Source organism: Streptomyces sp. Pv4-95, assembly GCF_045782725.1.
Classification (GTDB): Bacteria; Actinomycetota; Actinomycetes; order Streptomycetales; family Streptomycetaceae; genus Streptomyces.
In genome coordinates this window covers 487,964-504,951 of record NZ_CP127172.1, presented here as the reverse complement: position 1 = coordinate 504,951, position 16,988 = coordinate 487,964, and the positions used below count along the sequence as shown (strand labels likewise).

Sequence of the window (16,988 nt, the reverse complement as noted above, 5' to 3'; positions counted from 1 at the left end):
CATCCCGCCGGCGAATGGACCGCTACATCACGCTGCCCGCACGCCTCACGCGATGGGGTGGCGGCGAGCCAGCAAGGAGCAGCGAGCCAGGAGGGAGGCGAGCCCGGCTGGCCCCTCCCGACAGATGTCACCGTGGGGCACCTCCCCATCACGTTCCGATGGTCTCCCCGCCCATGTCACAAACGGCCGTGCTGTCGCGTCTCAGGTGGCAGAGAGAGATTCTGGAATCAGGAAGGTGAGGGTCATGCGGGTTTTCGTGGCAGGCGGGACCGGGGTCCTGGGGCGGCGGCTGGTGCCGCAGCTCGTGGCCCGTGGCCACCAGGTGACGGCTACGACGACGAGCGCGGCCAAGCTGGGCTTGCTGGAGAAGCTGGGCGCAGAGGGCGTCGTGATGGACGGGCTGGATGCGGCGTCGGTCGGTGAAGCGGTGGCGGCCGCCAGGCCGGACGCGGTGGTGAACGAGATGACCGCGATTTCCACGGCGCACGCGGGCAAGCCCGATATGAGGCACTTCGATCGCTTCTTCGCCGGCACCAACAAGCTGCGCTCCGAGGGGACGGACCACCTCCTGGCCGCCGCGGAGGCGACCGGTGTCCCTCATGTCGTCGCGCAGAGCGCCGGCATCTGGAACGGCATCCGTGAAGGCGGGTGGGTGAAGACCGAGGAGGACCCGCTGCCCGAGGAGACGGGGAAGTTCCGTACGGCGGCGGAGGCGATCGCCCACCTGGAGAAGGCGGTCGTCGAGGCCGGCGGCGCGGCCTTGCGCTACGGCAGCCTCTACGGGCCGGGCGCAACCGACGACCAGGTCGAGCTCGTACGCAAGCGGCAGTTCCCGCTCGTCGGGGGCGGCGCCGGCTACATGTCCTGGGTGCATCTCGACGACGCGGCGAGCGCCACGGTCCTGGCCGTGGAGCAGCGGGCGAAGGGCGTGTTCAACGTCGTCGACGACGAGCCCGCCCCGGCCGCCGAGTGGCTGCCTCACCTCGCCGCGTGCGCGGGCGCCAAGCCGCCGATGCGGGCCCCCGCATGGCTGGCCCGACTGCTGGCCGGGGAGTTGGTGGTGACGATGATGACCGAGGGACGCGGCTTCTCCAACGCCAAGGCCAAGCGCGAACTCGGCTGGGAGCTGCGCTACCCCTCGTGGCGCCAGGGCTTCAAGGAAGAGCTGGCCTGACCCCGGCCCAGGAGTTCGAGCGCGGTACCGGACGTCTGTTCAGACGAGGGGCCGCCCGCGCGATGCCCAAGGCATCCAGCAGCGCGTCGAGCCGTCGGTTGAGATCTTCGACGCTGTCCATCGGTCGCCTCTGGGCATGGGCCGGGACGCTGCGGCCCGTGTCGCTGAGCAGGCCGACGGCAGGCACGCGGTGAGTGCGGGCCCGCTCCGGGGCGTTGGCGCACCAGGTGGCCGAGGTGTCCCCGCCGCCGGTCACCTGGAGCGTCTACCGGACGTCCACGACCGTCGCCGAGTGTGTCTGAAGGCCGGTGAGCAAGCCATTGCCCTGGGACAGGGGCACTTCGGCCCTCTGATCACGCAGACCTTGAACCTGCTGGGCGACTTCACCGAGGCTGAAGTCGGCGCCGTTCAACGGTTCCTGACAGACGTACGCGATGCCGCGCAGAGCCGACGCCATGAGGAGAGATCGCCGACGGGCGTCTTGGGGTGAGGCCCCGCCCTGCCGGCGTCGAGACAGTGGGGAGAAGCAATGACCAGGGTCGAAGAACGACTGACCATCGGCTGTACACCGGAAGCCTTCCTCGACTTCGTCATGGACATCGAGCGGTACGTCGAAGTGGACGACAAGCTCAGTGCGATCTCCTGCGTGCGCAGGGAGGGCAACTCGACCGAGTTCACGTTCCGGCCCAAGCTGCCCGGTGTGCCCCTTCCGCAGCCGAAGGCGGTTGCTCAGATGCGGCTCACCCCGGGGGAGCGGATCGACATCCGGCTGGCGCCCCCGCCGCTCAACAGGTTCAACCACCGGATGGCCCAATTCGCCGCACACTTCACCTGCGAGCCGGTGAGCGACGGGACCTGCGTCACCCGCATGATCGACCTCGGCTTCCATCCGTGTCTGAGCTGGATGCTCGACCCGGTCCTGAAACGCACGCTGCCCGAGTCGGTCGAGCGCGAACTGCGTTTGACCAAGCAGATCTTGGAACGCCCCGACAGCGCTTCCTGACCGCTGCGAAACCGAGCGAGATGGCAGAGGGTCTCCAGGGATCGGCCCTGGAGACCCTCCGCGCCCGGCGCGGCAACCGCTACGGTCTGCGGCCTCTCCACATGCCGGGCGACCCGCCTTGCCGGGTCAGGGCGACTGGAAGGCCAGCCGCGCCGCGAAGCCGATGAGCAGGATCCCGGTGGCCTGCTCGATCCGGGCTCGCACCCGCGGCCGCCGCAGCACCTTGCCGAACTGGTCGACCGTGATCACGTACAGGCTGAACCACAACAGGTAGATCACCGCGAACGCCAGTGACAGCAACAGCGCTCTGGGGAAGATGTTGTGGCCCGCAGGCAGGAACTGCGGCAGGAAGGTCACGAAGAACAGGGCGACCTTGGGATTGAGCGAGTTGGACAGGAAGCCGTGCCGCAGATACTTCGTGTCCAGCTTCGCAGCCTCCTGGCCACCGTCCTCCGCCTTCTGTGCCATGGTGCGCCGCGCGCTCAGGAATGTCGCGATGCCCATCCACACCAGATACCCGGCGCCCACGACCTTCAGGACGGTGAACGCCGTCGCCGAGGCAACCAGCAGGGCGGAGACGCCCAGCACCGCCGCCGCCACGTGAACGCTCAGCCCGAGCGCTCCACCTACCATCGTGAGCAGCCCGGCGGTCCGGCCACCCGCGAGGGCGTTGCGGGTGATCAGGGCCTGGTCCGGGCCGGGGATCATGACCAGGACCAGGGAAGCGGCGGCGAAGGTCAGCACGGTGCCCTCCTCTCCTGCGTGGGGACCGTCCGGAGCGCGCCGGCGAGCGAGCGCAGGACGGGGGCGGGCTGCTCACGCAGATAGAAGTGGTCACCGGGGAACTGCCGAACGGTGACCTCGCCCGTCGTGAGCTCCTGCCATGCCTGGAGCTGTTCGGCGGTGACATGGTCCGCGAGACCGCCGAACACCGTGATCGGCAGCGACAACGGCTCGTCTGCGCGCCAGGAGTAGGTCTCCAGGATCCGGTAGTCCGCGCGCAGCGCGGTGGCCGTCAGTTCCCGCAGTTCCTCAGAGGCCAGCACCTCCTCGGGAATGCCGCCGTGGATCCGTGAGACCGCCTCGATCAGCTCGTCGTCCGGCAGCGTGTGCAACTCCTGTGAGGCGTACGGCATATGGGGCGCCGGATAGCCGGAGACCACGAGCCGTGCGGGCAGCGGGCGGTCCGCGGTGCGCAGCGCCCGGGTGATCTCGTACGCGATGAGCGAACCGAGACTGTGCCCGAAGAAGGCATAGGGGGCCGTGCCGAACGGCACGTTGGCCAGTACGCCCTCGACGAGCGTGTCCATCGACGTGAACACCGGTTCGTTGAGGCGCGTTCCGCGGCCCGGCAGCTGTACGGCGTGCAATTCGGCACCGGGCAGGTTCCGGGCCCACCGGAGGTACTCCGTGGCCGAACCGCCGCCGTGCGCGAAGCAGTAGAGCTTGGGGGCGGGCGACCGCGGTGCCCCGCTCACCAGCCAGCGGGGCAGTGCAGCAGTTTGCATGATCGCCTCATCCCTTCGCCGGAACGGACCCGGCCAGATACCGGGCCACCCCGTCGGCCGTGAAGTGCTGGAGGACGTCCTTGGGGCGCACCCGTGCACCCAGGTCCTCACGGAGTCTGGCGCAGATCACCAGGACGGTCGCCGAGTCGGCGCCCAGCTGGTCCAGCGGCGCCGTCGGGTCGATCGACTCCGGTGAGGTGTCGAGGGTCTCCGCCAGGAAATCGACGAACCAGCGCACGATCCGCTCATGGGTCAACGGGGGGTTCTCGGTCATCACTTCTCCTGCGGACGTCATCACTTCTCCTCCGGCATCAGCTCGGACGGGCCGAGCAGTTGCTCCAGATACGTATCGAGCGCCTCCACCGTGGTGTGCTGCAGAATCGTCCCGACCGGCACGGTGACGTCGAACGCGGACTGCAGATTGGCCGCCAGGCGCGCCGCGAGCAGCGAGTCGCCGCCCGCTTCCAGGAAGTCGTCGGCCATGTCCACACTCTTCAGCCCCAGGACCTCCCGCCAGATCTCGACCAGCTTGAACTGCCGGTCGGTACGCGGTGGTCGGGCCGGCCGGTTGCGCATCGAACTGCGCGCCCCCGCCTTGATCAGGGCCTTGCGGTCCACCTTCCCGGTGCTGCTGAGCGGAAGCTCGTTCAGCGCGAGAAGCTGGGCCGGCACCATGTACTTGGCCAGATGCTCGGCGGCGAAGGCGCGCAGCTCCTCGGGGGCGAACCGGCGGCCGATGTCGGGGCCCTGGGCGACGATCACGTCGAAGCCCACCGAGCCCGGCCCGCCGGAGGTGGTGATCACCGCCGTGTCGGTGAACCCGGCAACCGCCAGCTCCCGCTGCCACTGGCTGCGGTCCAGCAAACAGTGCCCGGTCCGCAGATCCGTGTCCTCGAAGTTGTCGAAGCCCTGCTGAAGGCCCATGACGAGGTCGAACCAAGGATGGAACGTGGTCTGCTCGACCAGCAGGAGCACGCCTCCCGGTGCCATCACGGAGCGCAGTCCGCGCAGCGTGCGCCGGACCTGGCGCATGTCGTGCAGCACACTCGCCGCGATGACCAGGTCGGCGGATTGGTTCTCGAAGCCCTGGGTCTCGGCCGGCTGGTCGAGGTCGAACAGCTCGTAGCGCACGAACGGGAAGTCCTCGAAAGCGGACTGCGCCCGGTCGGTGAAGTAGCGGGAGATGTCCGTGAAGACGTATTCGGTGCGGTCGGGCGGCAGCAGAGGCAGCAGATGCCGCGTCAGCGAGCCGTAGCCGGAACCGACCTCCAGCACGTTCAGGGGCCGGTCGGCGGGTCGGCTCGCCACCATGTTCCGTACGGCGGCGGTCGCGGTCGCGTACGTCGGGCCGAACAGCTTCTCGTAGATGCCCGGGGTGCGGTCGGAGGCGTACAGCTCGGCGGAGTGGATGCTCTGGGTCAGCACGCCGGCCAGATCGCCGGCGAGGGAGAGCATCCAGTCGCTGACGTCCTCGGGAATGTCCAGGACGTCCTTGAGCACGACCCGGGCCCGCTGTGCCAGTTCCGGCGGAACGGCGGTGGGCAGTTCGCGCGCCACCTCAAGACCCGACGGGCCCCGGCGCAGATAGCCGGCCTGCTCCAGGGAGCCCACCGCGCGCGCGAGCCAGCGCTCGTAGCGCGGGGCGATACCGGCACCGCGCAGCTCCGTGGGGTCGAACGGCGCACCGGGGGAGTGCGGCAGCCCGAAGGAGCGGAAGGCGGTGGCGGTCGCGAAGGCGTGGACATCGTTGAGCACGTCCCAGGCGGTCCGCAGCGCCTCGGGCTCCGGCCCGGGGGCCGGCAATCCGGCGGTGTCGCGCAGCGCCTGCCACTGGCCCCGGCTGACCTCCTGGTCCGCCTGCTCGGTCACGAACAGCGAGCTGTCGTCGTCCGACGGCACGACGTACCCGAGCAGGCGGGACGCACCACCGTCGTCCGGCGCCTTGACGACCACGGCGCTGTCGACGCCGGGGTGGCGGGCGAGCGTCGATTCGATCTCGCCCAGCTCTACCCGATGCCCGTTGATCTTGACCTGGCCGTCCTGGCGCCCCAGGAACTCGATCGTGCCGTCCGGCAGATAGCGGCCGAAGTCGCCGGTCCGGTAAAGACGTTCACCGGTGACCGGGTGCCGGATGAAGCTCGCTGCCGTCCGCTCCTCGTCCGCCCAGTACCCGCGGGCCAGGCCCACGCCGCCGATGTGGAGTTCACCCGCGGTCCACACCGGGCAGGGGTCGAGGTGGGCATCCAGGACGTGGAAGGTCTGGTTGCGCAGCGGCACCCCGTACGGCACGCTCTTGGCGCCCTGTTCGCTGTCACCGACCCGGTGGTGAATGGACCAGATCGATACCTCGGTGGCGCCGCCCAGGCTGACGACCTCGGCATCGGGCCACAACGCGCGGATGCGGTCGGGCAGATCGACCGGGACCCAGTCGCCGCTCAGCATCACCAGCCGCAGGCCCTCGGGGATGTCACCCCCCATTTCGAGGTGCTCGACCAGCATCTGCATCTGCGCCGGAACCGAGTTCCAGACGGTCGTGCCGTAGGTGGCCATGACCTTCGCCCAGTGAGCGGGGTCGGACCGCAGGTCCTGGTCGGGCAACACCAGCGTGGCGCCTGCCGCGAAGGTGCCGAACAGGTCGTAGACGGAAAGGTCGAAGCTGAGGTCCGCCAGGCCGAACACGAAGTCCCCGGGGCCGACACCGAACCGCTCGTTGATGTCGATGACGGTGTTGAGCGCGGCCCGGTGCTCGATCATCACGCCCTTGGGCGCCCCGGTCGACCCGGAGGTGTAGATGACGTATGCCAGATCCTCCGGACGTGCCGGCCCGGACGGGTGCTGGTCCGAGCCGGCGGACCCGGCATGATCCCGATTTCGGTCGGCGGGGATGCGCGGCACGCCCTGCGGCCAGTCCAGCCCCTGCTCCAGCGCCTGGTCCGTGACGACGGCCAGGGCCTTGCCGTCCTCCAGGATGCGCGCGCGGCGCTGCAGCGGAAGCGTGGCGCTGACGGGGAGGTAGGCAGCGCCGGCCATCATCGTGCCGTACGCGGCGGCGACCTGGGCGGGCCCCTTGTGCAGGGTGATGCCCACCAGCCGGTCCCGCAGTTCGCTGTCGTCGGCGTGCTCGGTGAGGCGCCCGGCGATGGTGTGCGCCTGTTCGGCCAGCTCGCCATAAGTCAGGGTGCCGGCGTCGCTGAGCACGGCGGGACGGTCCGGGTGGCGGGCGGCCATGTCCAGCAGCGGTTCGTGGAGCAGCCCGGCGGGTGCCGGGCCGGCGGTGTCGTTGGCCTGCTCACGGCCGGTCAGCTGCCGGGTCGGCAGCGTGACGCGCAGCTCCTTCTCCCACATCGAATCGTCGGAGGCCAGCCGCTCGACCATGCCGCAGTACGTGGCGAACATGTCGTCCAGGAGCCCTTCGGGGAAGAGCTCCTCCACGCAGTCCCACGTCAGGTTGAGCGACCCGGTGATGTCGACCACCTGGTGGTCGAGCCATACCTGTGGGGTCTGGCTGATGCGGTAGGAGATGTCACCGAAGCTGTCCATGGCCTGCGAGACGTCGGCGGCGGTGCCCAGCCCGCTGGTGAACACCACGGGCATCGTCTCGAACCCGTCCTGCAGTCCGAGGCGGCGGCGTTCGCGCAAGGTCTGAAGGGCGCTGACATGGCGGTGGCGCAGATCGCGCTGGAGCTGCAGCTGCGTGGTGTTGACGCGCTCTTCGAGGGGTCTGCCACCGCTGGCGTCCATCTCCAGCAGACAGATCGAGGTGAAGTCGCCGACCACCCGTCGCAGGTGGGGGTGCAGGCTGCGGTGACCGGTTTCGTTCTCGGTCAGCAGCAGCGGCAGCCGGTTGAACAGCGTGAGGTTGAGGGTGAAGCGCCGGGTCCCGCTCCAGGCCGCCAGCACTTCCGAGAAAACTGTCGCGAGCACAGCGGTCGGCGTCAGCCCGCGGTCCTCACAGCGCTCCTGAAGGCGCTGCCAGTCCTCCTCGGGGAGGTGGAACTCACGGTGCGAGAAGCGGGGCTTGTGCACACTCACCGGGGACTTGGCGAGCGGGAGGTCCGGCGGAGGAGCCAGAGTCTGTGCCCGGCTGGTCCAGTACTCCAATGCCTTCTGGTGGCGCGGGTCCTGGCTTCCCCGTTCCAGCGCCAGCGCGTAGTCGCGGAAGGTCACGTCGACCGGTAAGAGCTGGTGCTCGGGATCGAGGTACAGGGCACTCCACTCGCTGAAGAGCAGAGTGATGCTGGCAAGGTCGACCATCAGCAGGTCGAGGCTGATGTGGACGCGGTCGTACTCGGCGAGACGGGTGAGCCGGATGTCGAACAGCGGCCAGTCCGCCGCGGTGTAGACGTGATGTGACATCTCGTCCCGGATGCCTTCGAGGGTGCGCTCCGCTTCGTCCGCGGGCAGCGAGCGCACATCGGTACATCGAATCCGGAAGTCCGGGACCCTCTCCAGGACGCGTTGCCGGCCGTCCTCCGCCACGACGGCACGGAGCATGTCGTGGCGTGCTATGAGCCGGCACCAGGCACTGGTGAGCCGGTCGAGGTCCAGCCGGCGCCCTTCCAGTTCGAAGTAGGCGTGCGGGGCCACGTTGCCCAGAACGAAGTTGGGCCCTCGGCCGACCCAGTAGGCGTACTGGATCTCGGTCAGCGGGAACTCCTGAAACCTCTCTTCAGAAGTCGTCGCATCATAATGGGGGGTGGTCATCAATCTCTCCCTTTGTTACGGGGTTGCCGGCAGCGGTGTACGCGCCTGCGGTCCCGGTGTCACGGCCGGCAGGAGCCTCGGGTGAAAGATGGTCTGCCATTCGCCAGGGCAATTACCTCCACGCGGCAGCCCGGATTTAATTGTCTGGTCGACATGAGGCCGATAAGTTTCCATGGGCGGATCGAGCGTACCCGGGGCGTCCTATTCTCCGAGGAGGTCGAAAACCTTTGGCCGGATCATTACGCAGGGTCGATGCATGCCCTTGTTGGCCAGGCCCTCGTGCGGGCACCCGAGCGACGGTGGGAACTGGCCTCATCGGCCTGAACGAGCGCTTCCGGCGCTCCTTCAAGAGGCGTCCGAGCGGAAGGGTGCGCAGGCGGGGATGGCCGATTCCTTTCGCTTAAACAGCGCAAAGCTGACCAAATGGCACGGAGTGTCAACCGGAATCGGATGCGTCACATGAGTAGCGGTATCAAGCATTCCGGATGGCCTTCCGCGGGCGGGGTGAATCGCCACGGGCAAATGCCATCCGATGCCCGTTATCTCCGCAAGTTAAGAATCGGTGAATGGTAGCCCTCGTCGGGGGCGTACCGAAAAGAAATCCGGAAAGCAATAAATTCTCGCAGCTTCTCTGTGCCGGCGAATGCGGCCGACCAGGGCCGTGCCCGGGCGGGGGGAATCGGAGAACCGTCGGCGCCGCGCACCGATAATTGCGTGGTCATGCGGCGCGGATCCAGTGAGAGGCGCCATCGAGGCCCTGGTGCAGATAAAAGGGCGTTCGCCCGCCCGTTGTGCAGCCGCAATCAGCCCAGGGGAATCCGTCCCCCTGCCGCCCGCCCGCTTACGCCGCCCGCCCGCCTCTTCGAAGCCAGGTCGCCGGCCCGCCTACTGCGGAAGCAAGCGGCCGAGGGCCTGCAGTAGAACCGCTGCAGGCCCTCGGCCCCGCACCGGCGGCCTCCCTGGCGGAAGTCACCGACACGGACGGCACGGAGCTGAGCTTCTGGATTTTCCGCGCTCGGCCAAGCTCAGCGGTACTCGTCCTCGTCCAGGTCCACCACTCTCGCCTGTTCGGCCATGTCGGCGTCGTCGGCGGCGCCTACGCCGTACTCATCGACGTCGGCTTCGTCCTCGAAGGTGGCGGGGTCGGTCGGGTCTACGGGCACGGTCGCCTCCTGATGGGCCGGCAGCGGAATGCCGTTTCGGGAACCGACACCGTTCCTATCCAGGACAAGGGCAGATGTCGCCCCTGGGCCCACGATTCACCCGCACGAGTCATGGGCGGGCGGCAGGAGGCGGGGTCCCGCCGGCCACCGGTGCTCCAGTCGGCGGCAGGTCCGTACAGGCCCTCGGGGGCGAGCTGGGCGGATCGGGTCGTCGTCCATGTCGTCGATGTCAGTGAGGAACTGGACGTGCCCGGCGGGTTGCTGCGGCCGAACGGCCACGTGGCGGGCGTGGGTGGTGGGTAGCAGCAGAGGATCCGCTCAGCTGCTGTCCAAGTGGTCGGGGCCAGACGCAAGTTGAGCACGGCCTGGCGGTACGACGGGGCTGACGCGGACGGCCGACGATGGTGTCTCTTCAGTGCTGGTGGGCCGTCAGTTCATGGCGAGGAGGCCGCCTACCAGCGCGCGGAGCCCGTCAAGGTAAGTGTCCTCGCCGGTCAGCGGGGCCCAGCGGTCCGCGACCTGCGCCAACCGGGGAAGTTCGTCCGGGTCGATGTCGTCGAAGACCTGCTCCCGGTAGGTCGCCCGGTCGTCGTCCGCGCGCCGCCGGGCCGCTGTCGCCCGGATCACGATCTCGCCGGCGGTGTAGTACCAGATCGCGCGGTACCCGTGTACGGCCCGCTCGGGGGACAACCCGCATTCGGCCAGGCCGTCGACGATCTGCTCGACAAACCACAGCGCGGAGGTGGACATCAGGTCGTCCGCGGTCAGCACCTCCACGATCCAGGGGCAGGCGGCGAGCGCCTCGTGGATCGCGGCGGCGGCGACGACGACCCGCTCGCGAGGGTCGGTGGGGAGTTCGGGGCGGTGCAGGGTCTGCGCGGCGTAGTCGTCGAGCAGCAGGACGAGCAGTTCTTCCTTGTTGCGGACGTGGTGGTAGAGCGCCATTGGCGTACTGCCGATCTCTGTCGCCAGCCGCCGCATGGTCAGCCTGCCCACGCCTTCTTCGGTCACGATCCGACGGGCCGTCCCGATGACCTCCTCGCGGGAGATGCGGGGAGGTCGGCCGGGGGATTTGCGCGGTGCGGACGGTTGCGGCATGCCCCCATCATTCCCCAGGTGTCGACAACGGCGGCCCTCTGGGGTTAATTTCTATACATGTATAAAAACACCAACGCGCGGGGGAGACCCGGAGTGGTGCTGGCCGCGGCGGCCGTCGCCCAGTTCGTCTTCGCCCTGGACATGTCGGTGGTCAACGTCGCACTGCCCGCGGTCCGCACCGCGCTGGGATTCGCGCCGCTCGACCTCTCGTGGATCGTGCACGTCTACGCGCTCACCTTCGGTGGCCTGCTGCTACTGGGCGGCCGGGCCTGTGACCTCTACGGTCACCGTCGGATGTTCGTGGTGGGCCTGGCCGCCTTCGGGGTGTGCTCGCTGGCAGGCGGGCTGGCCCAGGTGCCCTGGCAGCTGATCGCGGCCCGTGCTGGTCAAGGGGTGGGTGCTGCCGCGGCCGCCCCAGCCGCGCTGGGGATGCTCACCACCACCTTTCCTGAGGGCCCCCGGCGTGTCCGGGCGCTCGGGGTGTGGAGCGCGGTGAACGCCGCAGGGGGAGCGCTGGGGGTGCTGGCAGGTGGCCTGCTGACCGAGTACGCGGGCTGGCGCTGGGTGATGCTGATCAACCTGCCCATCGTGGCGGCGGCTCTTGCACTGGTGCCACCAAGCGTGTGCGCCGGAGCGCAGCCCGGCCGGCGAGAGAAGCTGGACGTTCTCGGCGCCGTCCTGGCGACCGGCGGCGTCGGGCTGCTCGCGTTCGGCGTCGTCCGCACCGACGCCGAAGGGTGGGGATCCTTGCCCACCGTGGCGACCCTCGCCGCCGGGGCGGTGCTCCTGACTGCCTTCGCCTTCGCCGAATCCAGGGCGCCCGCGCCGCTGCTGCGCCTTGGTCTGCTGCGAAGCCGCTGGGTGGCCGGTGCCAACGTGCTGGTGTTCCTGGCCGCGGCCGGGCAGTTCGCGGCGTTCTACTTCGTGTCCCTGTACATGCAGCAGGTCCTGGGCATGGGCGCCGCAGCGACTGGCCTCGCGTTCCTGCCCTTCTCCATGAGCCTGGTGGTGGGCACCGTCATCGCGACCCGCGTCACCTCGGCACGCACCCCCCGAGCTGCCCTGGTGCCAGGCGCTCTACTGGCAGCCGGGGGCCTGGCGTGGTTCGCCTTCATCAGCCCCGGCGGTGCCTTCCTCACCGACGTGCTCGGCCCCTGCATCATCACCGGTGTCGGCGTCGGACTGGTCATCGCCCCGGTCGTCGCCGCCGGGACCACCGGCGTCGCCGCCCGCGAGGCCGGCATGGCTTCGGGCCTTTTCAACAGTTCCCGCCAACTCGGCGGCTGCGTCGGCCTGGCCGTCCTGGCCACGGTCGCCGCCCTCCGCACCGGCACGAGCACGGACGTTGCCGCGCTCAACGACGGCTACGCCCTGGGTCTTGCCGTCGCCGCCGGCCTCTTCGTCCTCGCTGCGGTCGTCGCGATCTGCGTATTGCCCCACCGTGCCGCCGTACCCGCCCCGCAACCCGTCGCCGCCCCGACAAAGAACCAACTGGAAGGAACGCCATCATGACGACCTCACCCATCGACCTTTTCGTCTCCGCACTGCAGTTGCGCGCTGACGGTCATGTCCGAGCCGCTGAACGGCAGATGACGAGCAGCGACTCCGGCACATGGCAGATCGCCACGTTCCACGTGGAGACCGACGCCGAGGTACACGCCGACCATTGGGAGATGCACCCGGAGGCCGAAGAGGCCGTGTGTTGCCTGAGCGGCGGCGTCCGCCTCTACTTCCGTCCCGCCATGCCCGGCGGCACCGAGGACGTGGTGCAGTTGAAGGCCGGCACAGCCGTGATCGTCCCCCGCGGTCGCTGGCACCGCCTGGAGTTGAACGCCCCGAGCGACCTGATGTCGATCACCCTTCGCCACGGCACCCGCCTCGAAAAGTGCACCGACTGACCGGAGGTGGCCCGACGGACTCGCTGCCGGGCCACCACAAGCCCCGCCCAGCCCTCACGGCGTTCCCGATAAAGAGACACTGCCTGCCTGCGCGAGAAGCGCCCTCTCTGCCCACGCGAGTCGGCGACCAAAAGACCGACTCGCGCCGTCCGCGCGGCCCCGACGGTGCTCCTTCAGCTCGCGGCCATCCACTCGTCAAGCCGCTTCGGTCCGTTGATCCTTCCACGGGCCTGCCGTCCCTCGGCGACGTCGATGACGACGTACTGACCGCCGGAGAACACCCAGTACCGATGCGGATCGTCCGGATCCTGCAGGGCCGCGTCGATGCCCTGGGAGAAACGCGGAAGGTCGCCGAAGCTCTTCTTCCACTCCTTCAGAGGGCGGGGGCCCGTCACCAGGGTGTCCGTGTGGCTCCCGTCGGACACGTCGATCAGGATGTAGCGGTTGCCGGAAAAGACCCAGTAGTGATGGGGGTTGTCCGGACTCTGCATGACGGCGTCTATGCGGTGCGAGAACCCCGGCAAGTCCGCGAAGCTCGCCCACGACGTCAGCGGCTTGGGGTCGGACAGCCGCCCTCTCGCCCCACCCCCATCGGCGATCTCGATGAGGATGTACTGATCGCCGGAGAAGGCCCAGTACCGGTTCTTGTTGTCGGGAGTCTGCATCACGGCGTCGATACGGTGGGTGAAGCGCGGCAGCCCCCCGAAACTCCGCTTCCAGCCCGCCAGTTCAGCAGGCCCTGATATTCGGCGCCCTTGGCCGCCCGCCACCTGCACCTTGGTGTACCGGCCGCCCGAGAAGAGCCAGTACTCCCCGTCCCCGTCCGGTGTGGCCATGACGGCATCCACCTGCACCTGAGTCGAGCCCGTCCGCCCATCGGAGGACGTACTGACCTGGTAGGCCGCAATGCCGCCCGCGGCAACGACGCACACGACGAGGCCGACGAAGGCCCAGCGGGGGAACCCCCGACGCCGTCGACGGAGTTCACTTCGCGGCTGGCGCAGAGTCGGCGACAAGGGGCCGCCGGTGGCGACGGCATCGAGCCCCCGCAGCACCGTGTCGATGGTGGGCCGATCCTCCGGGTCCTTCTCCAGCAGACCCGTCAGCACGTCGCACAAAGACCCTGCCGGCAGTGCGAGCGAGGGGGGTTCGAAGGCGACCGCGTGCATGGTGGCCACGGCAGTCGGACGGGCAAAGGGTGACACCCCGCTCAGCAGGGCACACAGCGTGCCACCCAGGCTGAAGAGGTCACTGGGCGGGCCGGCGGGGCGGCTGTGAAGACGCTCGGGTGCCATGTACTCCGCCGAACCGAGCACCCCGCCCGCCGCGGTGTGCACGCTCCCTTCTCGCAAGGCCGCAATGCCGAAATCCGTGAGCACGGCGCTGCCGTCCGGGCGTAGCAGGATGTTGGCGGGCTTCACGTCCCGATGCAGCGCTCCGGCGGCGTGCACGGCGTCGAGCGCGCCGGCCACCTGCAGACCGATCCTGGCGACCTGTTGCGGCGGCATCTTCCCGGACGCGGCGAGGTGGTCGGCGAGGGACGGTCCGTCGACGTACTCCATGACGATCCACAACAGCCCGTCGTGCTCGACGAGATCAAAGATCTCGATCACGTGCGGGTGGGACACACGGGCGACTGCACGTGCTTCTCTCAGGACCCGTGCCGACAAGTCCGCATGCTCGGTGCCGTCTCCCGGCAGGTGCACTTCCTTGATTGCGACCATCCGCTGCAGCAGCCCGTCCCACGCTCGCCAGACGGTTCCCATCCCCCCGCGGCCGAGCCTTTCCTCCAGGCGGTACCGGCCAGTGATCAACTGCTGTTCGTCATAGCGCACAGGCAGAACATACACATCGCCTCAGGCGGCGAGAGAAGTCGCGTCTCCCACGCTCTCGCCCGCCACCACCGGGCCGGCTGCGCAGGTATGCCATCCGGTCAGGAGGCCAGGTCTCCACGTGAGTCGGAGGCTTGGTGTCGTAGCGGCCGTGCGGATCATCGATCACCTGCGGCCAGTGCCGAGGCGAGTCGTTCGAGCAGGCCGGCAAGCTGAGTTTGCTCCTCCCCGCTGAGCCCGGCGAGAAGCCGACGCTGGTTGTCCAGGTGGACGGCGATGAGCGCGTCGGTCAGCTCGACGCCCTCGGTCGTGAGGGTGATGAGACGTCCGCGCGAATCGGTCTCGGCTACGGATCTGCTGACCAGGCCACGTGCTTCGAGCCGGTCGACCCGCTTGGTGATCGCGCCGGTGGTGACGAGGACGGTGCGGCTGAGCTCGCCCGCGGACAGGGCATGGGGTGCCCCGGAGCGCCGGAGCGCCGCCAGGACGTCGAAGTCGCCGCTTCCCAACTCTGCGGTGGCGAAGGGCGGGCGTAGCCGTTGGTCCAGTGCGTCGGTCAGTCGGAAGAGCCGGCCGATGACGAGCATCGGTGTCGCATCGAGATCGGGCCTCTCGCGCTTCCACTGGTCGACGATGGCGGCGATGGAGTCGGGCTGCATGACTTCCATTATATCTTCCGCGGATGATAATTTACCTTCCATGGAAGATATTGCTTCGCAAGCCTCCGTGGCGGCGGTGGACTGTCACTTCGACCCCGCCTGCCCCTTCGCCTGGATCACCTCCCGGTGGCTCCTCGAAGTCGAGCGGCTTCAGCCGATCGACCTGCACTTCCGGATCATGAGCCTGTCCGTGCTCAACGAGCACCGCGAACTCGAGCCCTGGTACCGCGATTTCAATGACCGGGCCTGGGGCCCGGCCCGGGTGTGCGCGGCCGCCGAAGCTCTCCACGGAAATGCGGTCCTGCGCGACCTCTACACGGCACTCGGCAGCCGCGTCCACAGGGAGCGCAACAAGGACTACGACGTGGTTATCACCGAGTCTCTCGACGAGCTGGGGCTGCCCGCGTCACTGGCCGAGGCCGCTCACACCGCCGAATTCGACGCGACCCTGCGCGCCGGCAACCAGGCCGGACAGGAGGCGGTCGGCGAAGAGGCCGGGACGCCCGTCATCACCGTGGACGGCGCCGGCTTCTTCGGCCCCGTCCTCACCTCCATACCGAAGGGCGAGGAGGCGATCCGGCTGTTCCGGGCCACTCGGGCCTTGGCCGGTCTGGGAGCGTTCGCCGAGCTGAAGCGGGGACGCGGTGCGCTCGACTTCCGCTGAACCCGGCGTTCGCACCCGACGCCGCCTCATCGCGGCAAGCCTCGTCAGCTCGATCGGCGACGGCATATACGTGCCACTGACGATGCTGTTCATCCACTCGCTCACCAGCCTGTCGCTGACGTCGATCGGCGCGGGCCTGACCGTCGCCGGGCTCTGCGCGCTGGCGTTCATGCCCGTCACGGGCGTCCTCATCGACCGGTTCGGTGGCCGGCGGGTGCTCATCGTCGCGCTCGTGCTGCGAGCGGCCGGTTTCGCTGCCTACCCGTTCGCTGACTCCTACCCCGCGTTCCTGGCGATCGCCCTGGTGGTAGCGGTGGGGATGTGGGCCACCTCGCCCAGCCAGCACACTCTCATCGGCGAGATCGCCGAAGGCGCCGAGCGTGACCGGCTGCTGGCGTGGGACCGCAGCCTGCGCAACGCCGGCATGGGCTGCGGCAGCCTGGCGGCGGCCGGACTGCTCGCAGTGAACGGCAGCGCCGGCTTCATCGGCGCCTCGGTGGTCTTGGCCACGGTCTTCGCCATCGCCGCGGCGCTCGTGGCCAGGATCTCGCCGGTCCACGGCGGCGACAGGCGGCCGGAGGAGACACGGGACGGGTACCGGCAGGTGTTTGCCGACCGGCCTTACCTGCTCATCACAGCTGCCAATTTCCTGATCGCCTTCGGGTACACCACCCAGGCCATCGCCTTGCCGGTCTTTCTCACCCGCGACATCGGCATGCCCGATGCCCTGGCCGGGACCGTATTCGCGGTCAACACCGCCCTGGTCGCCGCGCTCGGTGTCCCGACCGCCCGCCTGACCGGGCGGGGCAGGCGCACCCGCGCGGCCGCGCTGGGCGCCGTCATCTTCGCGCTCTCCTTCGCCGCCTTCGCGGCCCTTCCCCACCTCATCAGCGGCGCCGACGCCACCGTCGCCGTCCTGGCGATCGCGGTCCTCTACACCGCAGGCGAGCTCGTCCACTCGGCACCCTCGCAGGGCCTGTCGGTCCAGGCCGCGCCCCATCACCTGCGCGGAAGATACCTGTCGATCTACCAGCTGTCCTGGTCGGTCTGCCGCACCACGGCGCCTCTGCTACTGGGTTTCCTGCTCGACGCAGGGCAATGGCAGCTCTGGACCGTTCTGGCACTGATGGTTCTGACCGGCGCGGCGATCCTGCTGTACGCCGAGCGGGTGCTGCCGGTACACGTGGTCAGAACCCACCAAGTCGCCGCCCCCACCATCGCTCCTCAGGAGACCACGACCTGATGACCGACGGTCTCCACCTCCGGCATCGCCAGGTCGGCGAGC

Annotated in this window: 15 protein-coding genes; 7 read left to right on the top strand and 8 right to left on the bottom strand. The window is 69.0% G+C overall.

All coding sequences use genetic code 11. The features are described 5' to 3' along the window. Positions 1–244 precede the first annotated feature (244 nt). From QOM21_RS02400 to QOM21_RS02390, 3 genes are all read left to right on the top strand, one after another. On the top strand, positions 245–1,174 hold the full coding sequence (locus QOM21_RS02400) for an NAD-dependent epimerase/dehydratase family protein (protein WP_407547827.1): 930 nt from the start codon (positions 245–247) through the stop codon (positions 1,172–1,174). A gap of 292 nt (positions 1,175–1,466) precedes the next feature. Next, positions 1,467–1,664, top strand: coding sequence for a hypothetical protein (locus QOM21_RS02395; RefSeq protein ID WP_407547826.1), 198 nt, complete (start codon positions 1,467–1,469; stop codon positions 1,662–1,664). A 39-nt stretch (positions 1,665–1,703) separates the two neighbouring features. Next, positions 1,704–2,177, top strand: coding sequence for a hypothetical protein (locus QOM21_RS02390; protein WP_407547825.1), 474 nt, complete (start codon positions 1,704–1,706; stop codon positions 2,175–2,177). Positions 2,178–2,303: 126 nt separating this feature from the next. On the opposite strand, the gene QOM21_RS02385 is transcribed toward QOM21_RS02390, so the two are convergent. From QOM21_RS02385 to QOM21_RS02360, 6 genes are all read right to left on the bottom strand, one after another. Continuing rightward, positions 2,304–2,921, bottom strand: a complete 618-nt coding sequence (locus tag QOM21_RS02385) for a LysE family translocator (protein ID WP_407547824.1) — start codon at positions 2,919–2,921, stop codon at positions 2,304–2,306. After that, complete coding sequence (locus QOM21_RS02380; RefSeq protein ID WP_407547823.1) at positions 2,915–3,685, bottom strand: thioesterase II family protein; 771 nt, start codon at positions 3,683–3,685, stop codon at positions 2,915–2,917. The genes QOM21_RS02385 and QOM21_RS02380 overlap by 7 nt, the downstream gene beginning before the upstream one ends. 7 nt (positions 3,686–3,692) lie before the next feature. Then, on the bottom strand, positions 3,693–3,959 hold the full coding sequence (locus QOM21_RS02375; RefSeq protein WP_393893783.1) for an acyl carrier protein: 267 nt from the start codon (positions 3,957–3,959) through the stop codon (positions 3,693–3,695). Between the two features lie 20 nt (positions 3,960–3,979). After that, the gene (locus QOM21_RS02370; RefSeq protein ID WP_407547822.1) at positions 3,980–8,389 is read right to left on the bottom strand and encodes an amino acid adenylation domain-containing protein; all 4,410 of its coding nucleotides are present in this window, start codon (positions 8,387–8,389) and stop codon (positions 3,980–3,982) included. Positions 8,390–9,414: 1,025 nt separating this feature from the next. Continuing rightward, positions 9,415–9,552 (bottom strand): hypothetical protein, encoded by a 138-nt coding sequence (locus QOM21_RS02365; protein WP_407547821.1) that lies wholly within the window; start codon positions 9,550–9,552, stop codon positions 9,415–9,417. Between the two features lie 429 nt (positions 9,553–9,981). Next, positions 9,982–10,650: a TetR/AcrR family transcriptional regulator gene (locus QOM21_RS02360; RefSeq protein WP_407547820.1), complete on the bottom strand. Its 669-nt coding sequence runs from the start codon at positions 10,648–10,650 to the stop codon at positions 9,982–9,984. A 57-nt stretch (positions 10,651–10,707) separates the two neighbouring features. Here QOM21_RS02360 and QOM21_RS02355 point away from each other — a divergent pair, with 57 nt between their 5' ends. After that, positions 10,708–12,162, top strand: a complete 1,455-nt coding sequence (locus tag QOM21_RS02355) for an MFS transporter (protein ID WP_407547819.1) — start codon at positions 10,708–10,710, stop codon at positions 12,160–12,162. Next, on the top strand, positions 12,159–12,548 hold the full coding sequence (locus QOM21_RS02350; protein WP_407547818.1) for a cupin domain-containing protein: 390 nt from the start codon (positions 12,159–12,161) through the stop codon (positions 12,546–12,548). Before QOM21_RS02355 ends, QOM21_RS02350 begins: the two co-directional genes overlap by 4 nt. Positions 12,549–12,721: 173 nt before the next feature. On the opposite strand, the gene QOM21_RS02345 is transcribed toward QOM21_RS02350, so the two are convergent. Further along, the gene (locus tag QOM21_RS02345; protein WP_407547817.1) at positions 12,722–14,383 is read right to left on the bottom strand and encodes a protein kinase domain-containing protein; all 1,662 of its coding nucleotides are present in this window, start codon (positions 14,381–14,383) and stop codon (positions 12,722–12,724) included. A gap of 155 nt (positions 14,384–14,538) precedes the next feature. Next, a complete protein-coding gene (locus QOM21_RS02340) occupies positions 14,539–15,039 on the bottom strand; it encodes a MarR family winged helix-turn-helix transcriptional regulator (RefSeq protein ID WP_407547816.1) in 501 nt (166 codons plus the stop codon). Positions 15,040–15,079: 40 nt separating this feature from the next. On the opposite strand from QOM21_RS02340, the gene QOM21_RS02335 reads away from it, so the two are divergent. Then, positions 15,080–15,703, top strand: coding sequence for a disulfide bond formation protein DsbA (locus QOM21_RS02335; RefSeq protein ID WP_407555561.1), 624 nt, complete (start codon positions 15,080–15,082; stop codon positions 15,701–15,703). After that, positions 15,684–16,946: an MFS transporter gene (locus QOM21_RS02330; RefSeq protein ID WP_407547815.1), complete on the top strand. Its 1,263-nt coding sequence runs from the start codon at positions 15,684–15,686 to the stop codon at positions 16,944–16,946. Before QOM21_RS02335 ends, QOM21_RS02330 begins: the two co-directional genes overlap by 20 nt. Positions 16,947–16,988 lie beyond the last annotated feature (42 nt).

Coding starts and splice junctions, on each gene's coding strand:
- QOM21_RS02400 (WP_407547827.1), top strand. CDS start 245: ATGCGGGTTTTCGTGGCAGGCGGGACCGGGGTCCTGGGGCGGCGGCTG.
- QOM21_RS02390 (WP_407547825.1), top strand. CDS start 1,704: ATGACCAGGGTCGAAGAACGACTGACCATCGGCTGTACACCGGAAGCC.
- QOM21_RS02380 (WP_407547823.1), bottom strand. CDS start 3,685: ATGCAAACTGCTGCACTGCCCCGCTGGCTGGTGAGCGGGGCACCGCGG.
- QOM21_RS02375 (WP_393893783.1), bottom strand. CDS start 3,959: ATGACCGAGAACCCCCCGTTGACCCATGAGCGGATCGTGCGCTGGTTC.
- QOM21_RS02370 (WP_407547822.1), bottom strand. CDS start 8,389: ATGACCACCCCCCATTATGATGCGACGACTTCTGAAGAGAGGTTTCAG.
- QOM21_RS02360 (WP_407547820.1), bottom strand. CDS start 10,650: ATGCCGCAACCGTCCGCACCGCGCAAATCCCCCGGCCGACCTCCCCGC.
- QOM21_RS02355 (WP_407547819.1), top strand. CDS start 10,708: ATGTATAAAAACACCAACGCGCGGGGGAGACCCGGAGTGGTGCTGGCC.
- QOM21_RS02350 (WP_407547818.1), top strand. CDS start 12,159: ATGACGACCTCACCCATCGACCTTTTCGTCTCCGCACTGCAGTTGCGC.
- QOM21_RS02340 (WP_407547816.1), bottom strand. CDS start 15,039: ATGCAGCCCGACTCCATCGCCGCCATCGTCGACCAGTGGAAGCGCGAG.
- QOM21_RS02335 (WP_407555561.1), top strand. CDS start 15,080: ATGGAAGATATTGCTTCGCAAGCCTCCGTGGCGGCGGTGGACTGTCAC.